General features: G+C 42.2%; 17 protein-coding genes, 1 tRNA gene and 1 pseudogene. 9 read left to right on the top strand and 10 right to left on the bottom strand.

Annotated elements, in window-relative coordinates; genetic code table 11:
* Positions 1–25 precede the first annotated feature (25 nt).
* Together aroC and NJ959_RS13210 are read left to right on the top strand one after the other, a co-directional pair.
* Positions 26–1,120 (top strand): chorismate synthase, encoded by a 1,095-nt coding sequence (aroC, locus tag NJ959_RS13205; RefSeq protein WP_254012219.1) that lies wholly within the window; start codon positions 26–28, stop codon positions 1,118–1,120.
* Between the two features lie 7 nt (positions 1,121–1,127).
* Positions 1,128–1,976 carry an MBL fold metallo-hydrolase gene (locus tag NJ959_RS13210; RefSeq protein ID WP_254012220.1) on the top strand — a complete coding sequence of 283 codons (849 nt, stop codon included), beginning with the start codon at positions 1,128–1,130 and terminating at the stop codon, positions 1,974–1,976.
* A 132-nt stretch (positions 1,977–2,108) separates the two neighbouring features.
* Here the strand turns inward: NJ959_RS13210 and NJ959_RS13215 are convergent, their stop codons facing one another.
* A complete protein-coding gene (locus NJ959_RS13215) occupies positions 2,109–2,555 on the bottom strand; it encodes a PEP-CTERM sorting domain-containing protein (RefSeq protein ID WP_254012221.1) in 447 nt (148 codons plus the stop codon).
* 116 nt (positions 2,556–2,671) lie between these two features.
* Complete coding sequence (locus tag NJ959_RS13220; RefSeq protein ID WP_254012222.1) at positions 2,672–3,505, bottom strand: hydroxymethylglutaryl-CoA lyase-like TIM-barrel protein; 834 nt, start codon at positions 3,503–3,505, stop codon at positions 2,672–2,674.
* Positions 3,506–3,704: 199 nt separating this feature from the next.
* Between NJ959_RS13220 and argZ the strand changes: the two genes are divergently transcribed.
* Entirely contained in the window at positions 3,705–5,816 is a 2,112-nt protein-coding gene (gene argZ, locus NJ959_RS13225) for a bifunctional arginine dihydrolase/ornithine cyclodeaminase (RefSeq protein WP_254012223.1), read from the top strand.
* 298 nt (positions 5,817–6,114) lie between these two features.
* On the opposite strand, the gene NJ959_RS30170 is transcribed toward argZ, so the two are convergent.
* From NJ959_RS30170 to NJ959_RS13235, 3 genes are all read right to left on the bottom strand, one after another.
* Positions 6,115–6,243 (bottom strand): hypothetical protein, encoded by a 129-nt coding sequence (locus tag NJ959_RS30170; RefSeq protein ID WP_256529173.1) that lies wholly within the window; start codon positions 6,241–6,243, stop codon positions 6,115–6,117.
* A 97-nt stretch (positions 6,244–6,340) separates the two neighbouring features.
* Positions 6,341–6,595 carry a WD40 repeat domain-containing protein gene (locus NJ959_RS13230; protein ID WP_254012224.1) on the bottom strand — a complete coding sequence of 85 codons (255 nt, stop codon included), beginning with the start codon at positions 6,593–6,595 and terminating at the stop codon, positions 6,341–6,343.
* On the bottom strand, positions 6,559–7,968 hold the full coding sequence (locus NJ959_RS13235; RefSeq protein ID WP_254012225.1) for an AAA-like domain-containing protein: 1,410 nt from the start codon (positions 7,966–7,968) through the stop codon (positions 6,559–6,561). Before NJ959_RS13235 ends, NJ959_RS13230 begins: the two co-directional genes overlap by 37 nt.
* Positions 7,969–8,355: 387 nt before the next feature.
* On the opposite strand from NJ959_RS13235, the gene NJ959_RS13240 reads away from it, so the two are divergent.
* The 6 genes from NJ959_RS13240 (at position 8,356) to NJ959_RS13265 (ending at position 13,648) form a co-directional block, all read left to right on the top strand.
* On the top strand, positions 8,356–8,823 hold the full coding sequence (locus NJ959_RS13240; RefSeq protein ID WP_254012226.1) for a hypothetical protein: 468 nt from the start codon (positions 8,356–8,358) through the stop codon (positions 8,821–8,823).
* A 49-nt stretch (positions 8,824–8,872) separates the two neighbouring features.
* Positions 8,873–9,313: a hypothetical protein gene (locus tag NJ959_RS13245; RefSeq protein ID WP_254012227.1), complete on the top strand. Its 441-nt coding sequence runs from the start codon at positions 8,873–8,875 to the stop codon at positions 9,311–9,313.
* Positions 9,314–9,506: 193 nt separating this feature from the next.
* Positions 9,507–10,208 (top strand): hypothetical protein, encoded by a 702-nt coding sequence (locus NJ959_RS13250; protein WP_254012228.1) that lies wholly within the window; start codon positions 9,507–9,509, stop codon positions 10,206–10,208.
* Positions 10,209–10,608: 400 nt separating this feature from the next.
* Positions 10,609–11,091 carry a type II toxin-antitoxin system antitoxin SocA domain-containing protein gene (locus tag NJ959_RS13255; RefSeq protein ID WP_254012229.1) on the top strand — a complete coding sequence of 161 codons (483 nt, stop codon included), beginning with the start codon at positions 10,609–10,611 and terminating at the stop codon, positions 11,089–11,091.
* 4 nt (positions 11,092–11,095) lie between these two features.
* Positions 11,096–11,707 (top strand): type II toxin-antitoxin system PemK/MazF family toxin, encoded by a 612-nt coding sequence (locus tag NJ959_RS13260; protein WP_254012230.1) that lies wholly within the window; start codon positions 11,096–11,098, stop codon positions 11,705–11,707.
* A 264-nt stretch (positions 11,708–11,971) separates the two neighbouring features.
* On the top strand, positions 11,972–13,648 hold the full coding sequence (locus NJ959_RS13265) for a GAF domain-containing protein (protein ID WP_254012231.1): 1,677 nt from the start codon (positions 11,972–11,974) through the stop codon (positions 13,646–13,648).
* On the opposite strand, the pseudogene NJ959_RS30710 reads toward NJ959_RS13265, so the two are convergent.
* The 5 genes and pseudogenes from NJ959_RS30710 to NJ959_RS13285 form a co-directional block, all read right to left on the bottom strand.
* Positions 13,628–13,708, bottom strand: a pseudogene (locus NJ959_RS30710) (hypothetical protein); the annotation flags it as partial. The gene NJ959_RS13265 and the pseudogene NJ959_RS30710 sit on opposite strands and share 21 nt — an antisense overlap.
* A 66-nt stretch (positions 13,709–13,774) precedes the next feature.
* A tRNA-Ser gene (locus tag NJ959_RS13270) sits at positions 13,775–13,859 on the bottom strand.
* Between the two features lie 44 nt (positions 13,860–13,903).
* Positions 13,904–14,887, bottom strand: coding sequence for a TIGR04168 family protein (locus NJ959_RS13275; protein ID WP_254012232.1), 984 nt, complete (start codon positions 14,885–14,887; stop codon positions 13,904–13,906).
* 92 nt (positions 14,888–14,979) lie between these two features.
* The gene (locus tag NJ959_RS13280) at positions 14,980–15,198 is read right to left on the bottom strand and encodes a hypothetical protein (protein WP_254012233.1); all 219 of its coding nucleotides are present in this window, start codon (positions 15,196–15,198) and stop codon (positions 14,980–14,982) included.
* Entirely contained in the window at positions 15,185–16,285 is a 1,101-nt protein-coding gene (locus NJ959_RS13285) for a helix-turn-helix domain-containing protein (protein ID WP_254012234.1), read from the bottom strand. Before NJ959_RS13285 ends, NJ959_RS13280 begins: the two co-directional genes overlap by 14 nt.
* Positions 16,286–16,437: the final 152 nt, after the last annotated feature.

Here is a 16,437-nt window from a genome sequence, read left to right on the forward strand (position 1 = left end):
CTTCTAGGGCGTATTCTAAAAAAATATGGGCAACAGTTTCGGAGATCTATTTCGGATTAGTACCTTTGGCGAATCCCATGGCGGCGGTGTCGGTGTGACAATCGATGGGTGTCCACCCCGACTGGAGATATCTGAAGCAGAAATCCAGTTTGAACTAGATCGCAGACGACCAGGGCAGAGTAAAATCGTTACACCTCGCAAGGAAGCAGATACCTGCGAAATCTTATCAGGGGTGTTTGAGGGGAAAACCATCGGGACACCAATCGCTATTCTTGTCCGGAATCAGAATACCCGTCCTCAAGATTACGATGAAATGGCGGTAAAATATCGCCCGTCTCATGCCGATGCGACCTACGATGCTAAATATGGGATTCGCAACTGGCAAGGTGGGGGACGCTCTTCAGCAAGAGAGACTATAGGTAGAGTAGCAGGAGGCGCGATCGCAAAGAAAATCCTTGCCCAAGTTGCCAATGTCGAAATTATCGGCTATGTTAAACGAATTCAGGATATAGAAGCTGTTGTAAATCCAAATACAGTTACCCTCGAACAAGTTGAAAGCAATATCGCCCGTTGTCCCGACACCGAATGTGCCGAACGCATGATTGAACGAATTGAGAAAATCAGGAATAGTGGTGATTCCATTGGCGGTGTGGTGGAGTGCGTTGCTCGCAACGTACCCAAAGGATTGGGAGAGCCAGTTTTTGATAAACTGGAAGCAGATATTGCCAAGGCGGTGATGTCTTTACCAGCGAGTAAAGGGTTTGAGATTGGTTCTGGTTTTGCAGGGACACTTCTCACGGGATCTGAGCATAACGATGAATTTTATATTGATGAAACCGGAGAAGTGCGAACCTTCACCAACAATTCCGGTGGAATTCAGGGCGGAATCTCTAATGGAGAGAATATAATAGTCAGAGTAGCCTTTAAACCGACTGCTACTATCCGCAAAGAACAGCGTACTGTTACAAATACAGGAGAGGAAACTATCCTCGCTGCCAAAGGGCGACATGACCCTTGCGTTTTACCCAGAGCTGTCCCTATGGTAGAAGCAATGATTGCCTTAGTATTATGCGATCATCTCCTACGTCACCAGGGGCAGTGCCACACTTTAAAACTCTAAACCACTAATGGAAACTAGTCCTTCCTCTGAGTTTGCTGTTCACTTCTGGGGCGTTAGAGGCAGTATACCCTCCCCAGGAAAAGATACCGTCCGTTATGGCGGAAATACCTCATGTATTGAACTCCGAATTGCTGGCAAAAGCCTGATTTTTGATGGCGGCACAGGTTTGCGGATGCTAGGCAAAAGTTTACAGGATCTGCCACCGATTGATGCCTATTGGTTTTTTACCCACTATCATTGGGATCACATTCAAGGTGTGCCCTTTTTTCATCCACTATTTGTCGATGGAAATAAGTTACAAGTTTACGGGGCAGCACCCAATGGTAGTCCCATGGAACAGCATTTTAAAGAGCATGTTTTGCACCTAAATTCTCCAGTCCCCACTAGAGAAATACGGGCTGATTTAAAGTTCCACGACTTGGTTTGCGGTGAGGGAATGACATTAGGAGATATTACGATTGAAACGGGTCCTTTGAATCATCCGAATGGGGCAATGGGCTATCGGATATCCTGGCAAGGGCATTCAGTAGTTTACTGTACAGACACCGAACATTTTCCCGATCGCCTCGATGAGAATATCATGAATTTGGCTCGCGATGCCGATGTCCTGATTTACGATGCCATGTATACCGATGAACAATATCATGACCCCAAATCACCGAAGGTAGGTTGGGGACATTCGACTTGGCAAGAAGGGGTTAAATTAGCAAAAGCCGCAGGAGTGAGAAATTTAGCAGTTTTCCACCACGAACCTAATCATACTGATGATACTCTCGATCGGATTGGGGTGGAATTGCAAGATACTTTTGAGGGTGGTTTTATGGCGCGGGAAGGGATGATTTTTCAGGTGATTTAGAGGAGGGGAGTAGGGAGTGGGGAATGGGGAGTGGGGAATGACTAAGGATTATCGATTATCCACATTTGGAAGCAAAAACTCGATCGCGGATTCTTCTGCTAAAAAAGTGCTAGAATTAGAGAACCAATCGACCTACTGTTTCCGCTTCACACCTTTCCCTAAACCTAAAGCACCCAAGGTCAACAAGCCTAACACGGAAGCAGGTTCCGGAACAGGTTGAGTCGCTGCCGCTTCAAAGGTGAGTTTATCTAATACCGTGTAGTCGCCGCTGATGGTAATTTTGCGAATCCCACCACTATTTTCCAAGCCTAAGAAATTAGATCCCCAATTGGAGACATTTACACCAGAAATAGTTACCGTTTCTAGGAGATTATTCAAAGCATCAAATGCTGAGAGCGAGATGATATTATTGGCTGGAGCGCCTCCATAGTTAGCAGCGGTGACTAATCCGCCAACCCGCAGGATATCTGAGGCAAAAGTGAATTCAACCAACCCTTGGGAACTATCACTGTTAAACCCTAAATAAGCATTCCCATCAGGAACATTGCTAGCAGAGCCGATGTCGCCATTGCTATTCAAACCCCAACCCGCACGTCCAATAGACCAATCCCCGACTATTGCACCCCCGAAATTGTTCGGAATTGGTGATGTCAGAGTAACGCCAGAAGCGCAGGAATCAGAATTCCCTGTCTCAACTATCCAATTCCCGTAATTTTGCTAACTAATTCTGATGCGGTACTAATTAAACTAGTATCAACCTCAACTCGATAACTTTTACTATTTAAAATAGCCATAACAACTTCCTCCAAATCAGCATTACCCTTTCTTGCCCCCAACCCATTAATCGCACACTCAATTTGTCTGACTCCACAATCTAAAGCGGCGATAGAATTTGCTACAGCCAAACCTAAATCATTGTGACAGTGAACCGAAACAATCGCTTTATCGATATTGGGAACGAGATTAAAAACCCTAGTAATTAATTGGGAAAACTCTTCAGATGTTGCCAACCCCAAACTATCAGGAATATTAATTGTAGTAGCACCACTATTGATGGCAGTTTCAATAGATTTACACAAAAAATCTGGATTGCTTCTTGTGGCATCAAAAGCACTCCACTCCACATCTTCACAGTAATTACGAGCCAAACTTACACTATCTTTAATTTGGGATAATACTTCCTCATCAATAGCTCCAGACTGATGGTTCAGATTAACCGAATTATAAGTATGAATTCGTCCTTTGTCGGCATTTTTAATCGCTTTAGCAACAGCCAATATCTCATCAGGATTGCCACTGGCTAATCCACATATTGTAGAAGTTTTGAGCAGTTGAGAGATTTGGGCTACTTCCTCAAAATCCTTGGCATAACGTCCGGGATACCCGACCTCAATAATATCGATACCAATCGCTTCTAGTAATTCAGCAATCCTTATTTTTTCCTTAAGATTCATTTTGACACCAGGAGTCAGTTCTCCATCCCGCATAGTGGTGTCAAATAGAATAACTTTGTTATTATTTTTTGACATAACTTAGTATCCTAGACTACTTTTTTTCTGAAGGCTAATGGCTAATGGCTAATTGCCTTTAGCATCTCCCTGTCCAAAACATTAGGCTCCGGTTGTTAAAAAGGGAAATGTGATAGGATTGAAAACTGTCCTCTAAGCCCTAGCCCCTAACCCCTAATCCCTAACCCCTAACCATCTACCCAATCTTTGTTAATTAATTATGACTGACTCAATTCGCTTTCTCATGTGTGCCCCCGACCACTATGATGTGGATTACGTGATTAATCCGTGGATGGAGGGGAACATTCACAAATCATCCCGCGATCGCGCTGTGGAACAATGGTATAAACTTCACTATATCTTGAAAGACCATGCCATTGTGGATTTGGTAACTCCTCAACAGGGTTGGCCAGATATGGTATTTACGGCAAATGCAGGTTTAGTATTAGGTAAAAATGTCGTTCTCAGTCGCTTTCTCCACAAAGAGCGTCAGGGTGAAGAACCTTATTTTAAAGAATGGTTTGAAGCTCAAGGTTATACTGTATACGAATTACCTAAAGACCTACCTTTTGAAGGTGCAGGTGATGCTTTATTAGATCGAGAAGGACGTTGGTTATGGGCGGGATATGGTTTCCGTTCCGAACTAGATTCTCATCCTTATTTAGCACAATGGCTGGATATTGAAGTGGTATCGTTGCGGCTAGCTGATGAACGATTCTATCACTTAGATACTTGTTTCTGTCCTTTAAGTGGTGGCTATTTACTATATTATCCCGCCGCTTTTGATGCCTATTCCAATCGCTTAATCGAAATGCGAGTAGTACCAGAAAAGCGAATTGCAATTGAAGAAGCAGATGCAGTAAATTTTGCTTGCAATGCGGTTAATATTGACCAAGTTGTCGTCATGAATAAAACCAGCGATAGCCTGAAAGCAAGACTGGGTGAGGCTGGATTTACAGTATTTGAAACACCACTAACAGAATTTTTGAAAGCAGGTGGTGCGGCAAAATGCTTGACACTACGAGTTACTGAACCTGTCAGGAGTGAAGTCCATGGTAATGTCTCGGTAGAAAGCCGGATTGTCCGGATGGAAGGACATTTGTTGGACTCGGGATTAATTAGTCGTGCCTTAGATTTAATTATCGGAAATGGCGGTAGTTTCCAAGTTCTTAATTTTAATTTGGGGGAACAACGACAAAGTACTTCTAGTGCTGAGGTAAAAGTATCTGCTCCATCTCACGATTTGATGGAAGAGATTATGTCTCAGTTAATCGATTTGGGGGCGGTAGTTCCACCTCAAGAAGTTTGCGATACTAATCTGGAATTAGTAATTCAAGATTCTGTCGCACCAGATGATTTTTATGTCACAACTATTTATCCTACAGAAGTGCGGATTGAGTGCGAGTGGGTGAAGGTGCAAAATCAGCGGATGGATGGCGCAATTGCAGTTACTCATACCGACGATGGACCAGTTGCTCGTTGTAAACTATTACGAGATTTACAAGTGGGTGAATATGTAGTTGTCGGTGTGGAAGGAATTCGCACCATCCGGAAGACAGAATCCAGAGAGCAACGAAATAATACCCAAGAATTCACCTTTATGGGTGCTGGTGTTTCTAGCGAACGCCGCGTAGAATTAGTGGTGGAGCAAATTGCGTGGGAATTGCGACGATTACGCGATCGCAATGGTAAAGTCGTAGTTACCGCAGGTCCGGTGGTGATTCATACCGGAGGCAGTCAGCACTTAGGGCGTTTGATTCGCGAAGGTTACGTCCAATCCCTACTGGGAGGAAATGCGATCGCGGTTCATGATATGGAACAATCCATGATGGGAACTTCTCTCGGTGTGGATATGAAACGGGGTGTTCCGGTGCGCGGTGGGCATCGCCACCATCTCAAAGTTATTAATACTATCCGTCGTTGTGGCAATATTGCGGCTGCGGTAGAGGAGGGGATCTTGACAAAAGGCATCATGTATGAATGCGTCCGTCATAATATACCTTTTGTCTTAGCAGGTTCGATTCGAGATGATGGTCCCTTGCCAGATACGGAGATGGATTTAGTTAAAGCCCAAACTGCTTATGCCAAGCAGCTAGAAGGGGCGGACATGATTTTAATGTTGTCTTCTATGTTGCACTCCATTGGTGTGGGTAATATGACACCAGCGGGAGTGAAAATGGTTTGTGTAGACATCAATCCATCGGTAGTGACGAAATTAAGCGATCGCGGTTCTGTAGAATCTATTGGTGTAGTGACAGATGTGGGGTTATTCCTCAGTCTGTTAGTCCAGCAATTGGATAAGTTGACCAGTCCTTATCAACAGGCTGTTTAATTTTGTTATTGGTTATTAGTTATTGGTTGTTGGTTATTGGTTGTTGGTCATTATCAAGAGACTGATAAGAATGGGATTGAACCAATTGAGAATCAAACAACTAATAACTATAACAGCACTGTAGGGGCGTAGCATTCCGGGGATATGATAACAACAAAAACCAACAATATTATATCGGAATGCTTCACCCTGCCCCGTGGGATACGATTGCAAATGATCGGGTATATTCATGGATAACGCGATCGCATATCATCGGGTATATTAATTTGGATCACGCGATCGCAAAACATCGGGTATATTAATTTGGATAACGCGATCGCAAATCATCGGGTAGATTAATTGGGATAACGCGATCGCAAATCATCACATCATCATTACCCCACGGCAGGGCGAAGCATTCCGATACAAACATTCGGGTGAAATACAAATCATATCCCCGGAATGCTTCGCCCCTACAACATTAATTGTGAAATAGATTATCGATACCCCATCCGAAAAAACCATCACCCCATCCGTTACATCCGTTACCCATCCGTTGCCACAATTCCCTCACACAAATGCCTATCGCTATCACTAACATTCGGGTTGTACTTCAGATAGTCCCCCACCCAACGGCAACCTTTTTCCATTAGGCGATCGAGATTCAAATTCCATAAAATTATTTTCCCGTCACCACTACCAGAAGCGATAGTTTCTCCGTCGGGACTGAAACTGATACTAAATACGATATCTTTATGTCCCGTCAGGGTAAGTAATTCCTTACCCTCAAGGTTCCACAATCATTACCACCAGAAGCAATCATCTTCCCGTCGGGGCTGAAACTGACACTCGATACCAAATCTTTATATCCCGTCAGAGTGAGTAATTGCTTACCCTCAAGGTTCCACAATTTTACTGTACCGTCACCACTACCAGAAGCAATCGTCTTCCTGTCGGGGCTAAAACTGACACTATATACCGAATATTTATGTCCTGTCAGGGTGAGTAATTCTTTACCCTCAAGGTTCCACAATTTTACAGTACCGTCATTACCACCAGAAGCAATCGTCTTACCGTCGGGGCTGAAACTGACACTCCATACCAAACTTTCATGTCCCGTCAGGGTGAGTAATTCCTTTCCCTCAAGGTTCCACAATTTTACAGTACCGTCACCACTACCAGAAGCAATCGTCTTCCCATCGGGGCTGAAACTGACACTCGTTACCCAATCTTTATGTCCCGTCAGGGTAAGTAATTCCTTACCCTCAAGGTTCCACAATTTTACAGTATCGTCAGAATTAGCCAAAACCAAACTTAAATTTTGCCACTTTTCCGAAGAATTCCCTTCCTCATGCCAACTCCGCAGCATTCCCAAAAAATTTGGCGCAATTTTCCCATGCTCAAAAATTCGATCCAGATTATCCAATCCCAACACCAAAGGATTATCAACATCCTGTAAAAAACTATTTTGAAAATAATACTTACAACTAATCAAATCACCCCAACTATTATCTCCCCAATAGTCATCCACCACCGGAGTCTTTCCCAACTCCAAACTCACACTAGCCGCAAACCAGCGCAAAAACTTACCCAAACTTCCAAAAACTTCCCTTTCCGCATCCAGCAAATTCAAATGAACCGTGCGATATCCATTCTCCTTAGCCTTAGCCAAAATCCTCTTTAATAAAGAAGTTTTCCCCATCTTCTGGGGCGCACGAATTCTAATCAAAGCCGCAGCATATAAAACCCCCTCATCACAAACAGATTCCACCTGATGACGTTCAACATAAAACGGAGAATTCCACCGTAAAGGCTTATCTGGATATTCTAATATTTTCTCCGAGACTACCCGGTGATTTTGCCCCATTCCATGGACTAATCTTCCCTTTTCTTTATCCCATTTCCTTTTCAAAGCTTCCCGAAAATTAGTCTTAGTTACCCTTTCCCCCAACGCCTTAGTAAGCTTCCGCCATAATTTATTACCAACATCCTGATTTATATAATTTTCTTGATATGAATTTTTATCAGCAATTTTTTGATAGCTTTTTCCATCCCACGAACCTTTTAATACTATCACCTCAATATCTTTAAGATATTCGCTATCCTTTTGCCAAACAGCCTCATTAGCAATCTGTCTAGCTACTTCCCAAGTAAATTCTATTTCAGAGTTCATAACAGCATCAATAATTCAAAACATTACTTACGCTAAAATCCTATCTGTCAGGTGCGTTAGCTGCGCATAACGCACCTGACAGATATTTAGTCCGCGAAGGCGGACTTCGTTTGTATAGCCGCGACTTCCAGTCGCCAGGTATATTTCCCAAATTGAGATCCCCCCATATCTTCCTAAATTATATATACTCCCCTCACCCATTTCAAAGCAACACCTGACTTTTTCCTATTTTCAGAGTCAATTCCCCAACTTCACCTGACTTTTCCCTATTTTTATTCACAATCACCCAACTTAACCATAAAAATTATCACCCTATTTTTACCCCATTGTCATCCCAATAAAAACAGCGCAAACTTTAAATATCAACTCAAACAAAGTTTAAAGGAAATGAAAACCAAACTCCCATTACTCAAAGGGTATCTACCCATAATAATATCGGGAATCATCCTCGGACAAGGACTAATCGCTCCAGCCTTCAGCGTTCCCTTAGAGTGGTTAGATAAATGGCCAAATAAAATCAACTACCCAACCCCAAAGAATGAGAAACCGGAACGTCGCAAAATTATTGACAAATCTTGCGTGACTAGTATTAAAAATTATCGCAAAAATCAGAATGATTTAAACGGTAAAAACCTTGACGAGATTGAATGGATTAATTGCGATCCAGTTCATCCCGATAAAGTAATAAAAAGTCACCCAGATATCGCCAAAATTAGCTGTTGTTTTCCTCCCTGCGATATCGAAAATGAGGGAAGCCATATCCAGCCACAGACAAGAGAAGAAGATTCATCAAAACCAGATCCCTACGAATTGATGTTGTTGATGACAGAAACAAACAAAAATCCAGTCGCATAACTCAACAGAGTTCGTCAAAAAACTCAGATAAACCAACCCAAAAAACATCATGAATTATCGATTATCTATCCCATTAATTGCCACAGTAACTCTCCTGAGTTACATAACACCAGCTTCGGCAAATCCAGTGAATGAAACTCTTGAAGAATTAGCAAATAATTGGTCTGATGCTGTTTACTGTGGTGTCGCCTGTATGCCCTTTGGTCCCCAAGCAGCTTTCGTCTGTGGTTTAGCCTGTGATGCCTTAAATATGCTCACTCCCACTGTAAGACCAATAGAACATCCAAGTGATGCACCTGGATATTCATTTCACCGCAAACCAGACACAATATTCACCCCATCAGGACAAGTTTATGACAAAACAGGAACCTGGTCAGGAATTCCCGGTTACTCCAACTCCGATAACACTAATTGGGTAAATTCATCCCCAAAAGCCGATATGATTTTCACCCCCAGCGGTGAAGTCTATGAAAAAACAGGTTCCTACTAACTATTCCATAATGTGGAAAACAAATCTCTGAAAGCCAATATCTGTAGGGGCGAAGCATTTGGGGGATAACTCATTTGGAAAACCATAATATTCATATCCAAATGCTTCGCCCTGCCCCCAAACCTGTCAAACTATCCCAACTAATTGGAAAAACAACAACCATTCACAAACTATCCCAAAAAAGGAGTCAATCATGGGTATCAAACTTTCTGCTTCCATCTTCGCAATTATCGCCAGCCTTACCTCTATCGCACCCGTATTCGCCAATCCCTTACCACAACATGAATCATGGATTAATAGCAATAATTTAGCCGCTAATCCTCAAGCATTGTGCAGCGATATCATAGGTACACAAGTGGACAACAACAAAGGTAAATTCCAGCAAAATGACATAGAATCCGAAGAAAGTGCTAGCGAAAACTCCTACGCACAATCCCATGATGAATCTGATAAAACAGGAGGAGGAGGAGGAGTCAGTTTTTTCGGAATTGGTGCTAATGGACAAGGTGAAAATAGCAACAGTAAATCTGACAAAGTAGCCATCAATACAAAAAATAATTCCAAGTTAAGCCGGGATGGTAGTATGATAGATGAATACGATCTCACCAAAGTTAGCAATATAGCTGTAGGCAAAAATTGCGATGCCTTTTCCCAGGCTAGTAGCCAGCGAGATCAAGCCTTATTTAATGCCACCGCCCAAGTACAAATTGCCACTGTCAAAGCTGACTCTGATGTTGGGATAGCTGGAATTAATGCCGATGCAAATAAATCTATTAATCTCGAACAACAACTAACCAATCGCGCGGCAGTTGAAGCGAAGAAAACAGTGCAACTTCAACAAATTGACACTCAAGCACAAGTAGCTTTTTTCAACGCTTTAATGCAAGGGTGGTAATTTCCTCTCCTGTCAATAATTAGGAAAGGGTGAAGCATTTGCGGATAAATATTATCATTAACCTCCAGATACCTGGGCGCAAATGCTTCACCCCATTATTTAATCTGTTATTCTGAACATTGTTGTGTATATTATGATTGTTTGGGAGGTGAGATCCGAAGCTTATCTTTACTTTTGGTATAATATGTGGTAGTGACCAACCCAATCGAAATTTTATTCCAGGTGTTGATGAGTGGTAGCGCTGTTGGTTGGGTTCTGGTGGCGGTTGATGCTAGAGAATGCGCACTAAACTGCCAATATTTAATAGTATTATGTTACTCTTGTTAGTAGTCAACTCAAGTATGGCTCGATCGAAAAATTTTGTCTACCCTCTTGTTGAAGCTGAGGACTAAGGAAAGCTATGCTGGAAAATATTATCAAGTATTTTGTCTATGCAACAAAAGGCTATATCACAAAAACGCAGCTAATCAAGTTTTTGTATTTAGCAGATCTTTACTCGGTTAAATGGACAGGCGAGCAGCTTACGGATCTAGATTGGTGTTATTATCACTATGGTCCTTGGAATGAAGGCATAGATATTGCTTTAAATAAAATGAATGGCAAAGAAATTTATCAAGAATCTCAGGGAGACACTATATTTATTAAACTTGGTGTTGGCTCAGGTAATGTTGATGAGTTAGAGTTACCTTTAGCTCTTAAGCTAATCCTTGACAACATCAGGAGAGAATGGGCTGGATCGGGACAGGATAAGCTAAATCAGTTACTAGAATATGTATATAGTACGGCTCCAATGGTTGAGGTTAAAGATAGCTATCAACCAGAGGAAAAGGTTAGGCTTAATCTCTACAAAGAAAGAGAAAAGTTAATCAGTGAATTGGGGTAATCAGGTGGCTGGACAAAAACCTCGTCAAGGTTGGATTTATTTTATAAATCCCTATAGAGTATCTCTTCGTTGCAAACTCGGTCATCATCATATTTATGACTTAAATGAACCAGGTGAGATTCAATGCAATACGAGATCTTGCTCCGAGATAATCAATTCTATTCGCGTGCTTAGGGGAGAACATCCTTATATTATTTGGACAAGTGACCAATTTCAAGATAACTGTAAATATATCCAAACTTTTACAGTAATTCCATTAACTTCCAAAGAAACATATAAAGGTTTGCCAACAGTATATCCAATTAATTCTACAAGCAGAAATGGTCTTAATCAGAATTCATTCTCTCTAGTGCATCAGATATGTACTGTTGATGCTAACTGCTTTAAAGACTCACAAGGAAATTGGTTTGAGCGGCTTGGACAACTAGATAAAGGAGATAAAGAAGCGATAGAGGAACGTTTAAAGTATTTTTTAAATCTTGGGGATAATCCTAGTGAAGATTGGTTTATAAAAAATGCGTCTATAGAACTTTTACAGAAAGTATTTGATTCTTTGCCTGATGAAACAACAAAGAGTATTGCTATAGAAAAACTAATAGATAATCTCGATTCATAAATTACACACCCAGTCTAACAGTTTCAGAGATCGCACCTTCACATCCCACTACACCCTAAACCACCAAAGCGAAACCGGATTCGCCAACTCCACTCCCCAAATGGAAGGGTACTTTTCCCCTTCAAACGTAAACTTTTGTAAACAAATTGTAAATTTTCAATAAGATTACGCAATTTTATCTGAGAATTAACGAACACTAATAGATAGGACAGTTGACTGACTAAAGAAAAGATCCCCAATTCCAAATACTTGGGGAAAACACTCATGCTCAATAAGCATTTATGCCCTTTCTGTTCCCACTCTTTACTGCGTCATATCCGTGGTGGACAACCATACTGGTTTTGTCTCCACTGTCACCAAGAAGTACCGTACTCGATTTGCCAGGATCTGCCCAATCGAGATGGGGATCGAGAATTACCAGGAGAGAAAGGCAGAATCTTCCTAAGTGAGCCTAAACTATTAGAAGCAGAAAGTCAGCGACAACTTGAAGCAATTCCCCAAAATTTAGGTCAATCTAAAAAATGGAATGAAATTCTTAACGCCACTGTGGTAGAATTGCGAGAATTCCTTCAGGCGGATCGGGTAATTATCTGCAAATTTGCTACCAATAGAGAAGTGACAGCGATCGTGGAATCTCTAGCACCAGGAAAGAAGACGATGCTGGGAACCAGGATGGATCATCTCCTGAGTTATGGAGAAATTCAAAAATTTCAGCAGGGGAAAATTCAGAACATTGAAGATATAGATCGTCTCCCTTTAGATCGATATCCTATCAAAAGATTAGAGCAGTTTTTTGATGTTAAGATAAAATTAGCGATCGCAATTCCCAATGCCATTCCTGACTTGTCATTTCTCAATCCTGAATCGCCACATGATTCTTTAACTAAAAACTCGCAACTCTCAACTCAAAACTCTCAATTATGGGGATTGTTGATTGCCCATCAATGTTCCCAACCCAGACAATGGCAAGAGTTAGAAATTGCGGTATTTTCATTAATGGCAAAGCAGATAGCAATTGGGATTCAGGAATCTTACCCCACTCAAGAAGGGCTGTCAATTAACCAACACTTACAGCGCCTCAAGTCTTTAAATAACCAAAGTCAGTTAGACAACCGTAATCGTTTAGAAAAGGCGTATAATAATACCTCAAATAGCCTGGAATTACTGATGAGTTACGTTGCCTATTTTGTTAGTAGAGGCGAGATTTTATCAAGTCCGATTGCTGGTTCTCTACCTTTTCAAGGATCGGTATATGAATATTGGGGGTATCACCAAGATTTCCAAGATTTCTGGCAACAAATTCAACACCGTCGAGATTTTCGCCATATATATATTGAAGGAGATATTTATGATTTCGAGAATTTCTTGAATGGTAGTTTAACAGTTAGTGAATGTGCCATTTGTAATTTGCCCAAACCCATCCCTTCTGGTTCAATATACGATTTCCCTGATTGCAGTCTCTGTCAGAAAGACTGCATATCTAAACAAGGGTGCGATAAATCGACAGTAAAAAACTCCAAAGATACACCAAATATCACCCACATTCTGGCAGTTGGCAAATCACCGACTAACTCCGATAACCTCAAGGAATGGTTCTCCATTAACGGATTTGAAGTTACCTTTCTCTTGGAGCCAGTCTATGCTATCGAGCGCTCATTTCCCCATCATATAGATTTAATCCTAATTCATGCTGAAGTTTCAGAAACATTAGGCAAAACTTGGGCAGAGCAACTGGGCAGCCATCCTCAACTTCAGGATGTACCAATTGTTGCATTGAGTGCTAATGCGGGATATGGTTTACCTTGGCTTGAGCGGAGTCTTAGTATTGAAGATTATCTTTTAACACCTATGAGTGGAGAGCATTTAGTTGCTCATTTGCAGGAATTATCCCAAGAGCCATTATCTACTTATAGTAATGAATTATACTGGTTTCCTTTTTAAACTGAGGCAGGCTTGGATATCCGCAAGGGTAATACCTGGATAATTACGAATAATTTCATCGTCTTAAGAATCCCCGTGTCTTTAGACCGGGGAGTGTCAAAAAGGAACAGTCACATTCTGATTCAACGGAGAAGGGGAGATTCGAACTCCCGGAACCCGTAGGTTCATCTGATTTCAAGTCAGACGCAATCGACCACTCTGCCACCTCTCCAGGTTTGCCTATCATATCCGATTGTGGTACTAAAATCAAGAAACCTATCCCCCCAGCCCCCTTCCCTTCGAGGGAAGGGGGAGAAAAACTTCTCTCTCCTGGTAGGGTAGGGGTTGGGGGAGGGGTTCCTCACGGCGATATAGTACATTTTCTGATACAACTGTATAGTCATCGCCTACCCAAACTAGGGAGATTTCTGACACCGCACCATCTTCCAGAGAAACCACTGAAAAATTCCGCAGTCTATCTGTCTCGGTTTGCCTAATTCGGGGTACGCTGGCAGAATTTAAGTAGATTGTGCCCTGGGCATCGGTAGCAATTATCTGTCGCAGTTGTTCCTTTGTATGGCGGAGGCGGTGGTGCATGTGTCCAAAGGTAACTAGGGGAATGTTTTTGCCTAATGCTTGAGTTTTTGCGATCGCTTCTTCAAAATCTGGATCGCCATAATCTCCCCCTAACTGATGCCAGTCTTTGCCACAAGGGGCTTCTGGTTTATCGCCTAATCCCGTAGGTCCGTTATGTCCGATTAGAATAATAGTGTTATAAGCTGTACTTTCCACGCCACTGACAATCCGCTTCCTTGACTCGGAGAAATTTGCCACCCCATATCTTTCCCACATAAATTCGTGATTTTTCCAATCAGGACCCCCCCAGCTAAAGGGGCGACTACCGACTACCGAAAGCTCGAATTGGGGAAAGTCTAAATACCCATACCCCACATGCGTCTCTCCGAGCAAGTCTAACTGTTGCTGTACCCAGTCTTCCTCACTCCGATTGTAAGGACATTTGTTTCTGCCCCAATCGGAGGCGGTATACCAAGCATCGTGATTCCCCATAATTACTGCTTTGGGTAAATCGATCTCGGCAATCCGCCGTACCACCTCCACCGACTCATTGCCAAAATCCCCAACAAACAGCACTAAGTCAACTCCCAAATGCCGGAGTGCGATCGCATCTTCGGCTTCCCATAAGTCATGAACATCCCCAACTACAGCGATTTTGATGATTTGCTTGCGATCGCCGATCATATTTTAATTCCCTGGTTTAGCCTTCGATCCTATTTTAAACCGCGCATGGTGAGGAATGATTTGTGTGCGATCGCGTTTCAGAATCAAATAATTTAGTTTGTGCCAGATTGTGGTAAGTTCTTTTTCCAGTCAGATAGGATTTCTGGTGTAATATGTTTACCCCTTTCTTTGATTAAGGCATCAGCCATCTTGATCGCTTGTGCAACTGTTTTATGTTTAGTTACCACCATTTCAGATAATAAGCGCAATGTCCGAATATAAATAATACCATATGCCGTTGCGTCTAGGATTGTTCCGTTAAGAGATGGCATAAACCTCGGCTTCCTGACGACGCACCCGCAGTTTTTCCACCGTTAAATCGAGAAGTTCCGCTGCTTTCATTTCTGAAATTTTGCCTAACTTGAGGGCTTGCCAGATTAACTGTTGATAGCGTTCATTTTCTGGAAAGTCTTCTGGTTTGAGTTGTGGCGGTAACTCCATTGAGTTTTTCAGCGAGGAGCCATGCTGCTTTTTGTAGGCAGCACAAATTTTAGCTTTTTCTTTGGCATAATCAATAATCCCAATCTCTGTCAAACGAGTCAAAATAACTTGATAACCTACCCGAAAATGCTGCTTGAGTTTAATAATGTTAGTTGTCAACTGGTACATCCGCTCCAATTCCGCTTGGGGAACTAACAGATGACCAGCAAAGTAATCAGCAACTTTTTCTCGTGCTTTTTCTTCTTCCTTAGTTCCCTCTTCGATAAGAGCATCTTGATAGTCGTTTCGATGGCAGATTAAGTGTCCGATTTCATGTGCCAAGGTGAACAGTTGCCGCTCTATCTTGATGTTATGGCTCTTGATTAAAACAAAAGCTCCTTGAGCATCACTACAGGCACTTAAACCAAAGAAACCTTCTATTGGATGGGGAAAGCGCAGGACTTTTAAGCCTAGTTCTTCTACAGTTTCAAATAAGTTGAAAATCGGTGCTTCTCCTAATCCAAGACAGCGACGAAACCGACTGGCAATTTCGGCAATGCGCTTTTCATTACCCTCAACTTGATGGCAGGGGCTACTTTCTGGTGTATATGGAGGCAAACCCACTGCTTGTTCCAGATTATTGTAGGTTTCCAGCATTCGCAACACTTGGGCAGCAAATTGAGGGTTGTTGCCGAAAGACGCATGAGCGCGGAAGCGGAAGTTAGGCAATCCCTCGCTTTCCGGGCGTAGTAAATCATCAAGGGTAACGCCCAAGGCACGAGCCAGGGCAGACAATGTTTTGCTGTCAGGTAGGGTTTTAGCGTTTTCGTAGTTGTTAATGCTCTGGCGAGTCATCCCTACTATCTCTGCTAGCTGCTCCTGAGATAGGCGCAGGCTTTTGCGGTAGCGGGTGAGGTTGCCACCGATGATTTCTTTCATGGCTGACTTTCCTGTGAAAGTGCTGGAGGTGTAAAAGTTTTTGTCAAAGGTAATGGTGTTTTATATTCTAATTATACTGATAAATGTAAAAGTAGTTTTACATTATGCCTGTAAATTCGATTACCCACTCCCCACTCCCCACTCCCCACTCC

Source organism: Limnofasciculus baicalensis BBK-W-15, assembly GCF_024178385.1.
Lineage (GTDB): Bacteria > Cyanobacteriota > Cyanobacteriia > Cyanobacteriales > Coleofasciculaceae > Limnofasciculus > Limnofasciculus baicalensis.

Coding starts and splice junctions, on each gene's coding strand:
- aroC (WP_254012219.1), top strand. CDS start 26: ATGGGCAACAGTTTCGGAGATCTATTTCGGATTAGTACCTTTGGCGAA.
- NJ959_RS13210 (WP_254012220.1), top strand. CDS start 1,128: ATGGAAACTAGTCCTTCCTCTGAGTTTGCTGTTCACTTCTGGGGCGTT.
- NJ959_RS13220 (WP_254012222.1), bottom strand. CDS start 3,505: ATGTCAAAAAATAATAACAAAGTTATTCTATTTGACACCACTATGCGG.
- argZ (WP_254012223.1), top strand. CDS start 3,705: ATGACTGACTCAATTCGCTTTCTCATGTGTGCCCCCGACCACTATGAT.
- NJ959_RS13235 (WP_254012225.1), bottom strand. CDS start 7,968: ATGAACTCTGAAATAGAATTTACTTGGGAAGTAGCTAGACAGATTGCT.
- NJ959_RS13240 (WP_254012226.1), top strand. CDS start 8,356: ATGAAAACCAAACTCCCATTACTCAAAGGGTATCTACCCATAATAATA.
- NJ959_RS13245 (WP_254012227.1), top strand. CDS start 8,873: ATGAATTATCGATTATCTATCCCATTAATTGCCACAGTAACTCTCCTG.
- NJ959_RS13250 (WP_254012228.1), top strand. CDS start 9,507: ATGGGTATCAAACTTTCTGCTTCCATCTTCGCAATTATCGCCAGCCTT.
- NJ959_RS13255 (WP_254012229.1), top strand. CDS start 10,609: ATGCTGGAAAATATTATCAAGTATTTTGTCTATGCAACAAAAGGCTAT.
- NJ959_RS13265 (WP_254012231.1), top strand. CDS start 11,972: ATGCTCAATAAGCATTTATGCCCTTTCTGTTCCCACTCTTTACTGCGT.
- NJ959_RS13275 (WP_254012232.1), bottom strand. CDS start 14,887: ATGATCGGCGATCGCAAGCAAATCATCAAAATCGCTGTAGTTGGGGAT.
- NJ959_RS13280 (WP_254012233.1), bottom strand. CDS start 15,198: ATGCCATCTCTTAACGGAACAATCCTAGACGCAACGGCATATGGTATT.
- NJ959_RS13285 (WP_254012234.1), bottom strand. CDS start 16,285: ATGAAAGAAATCATCGGTGGCAACCTCACCCGCTACCGCAAAAGCCTG.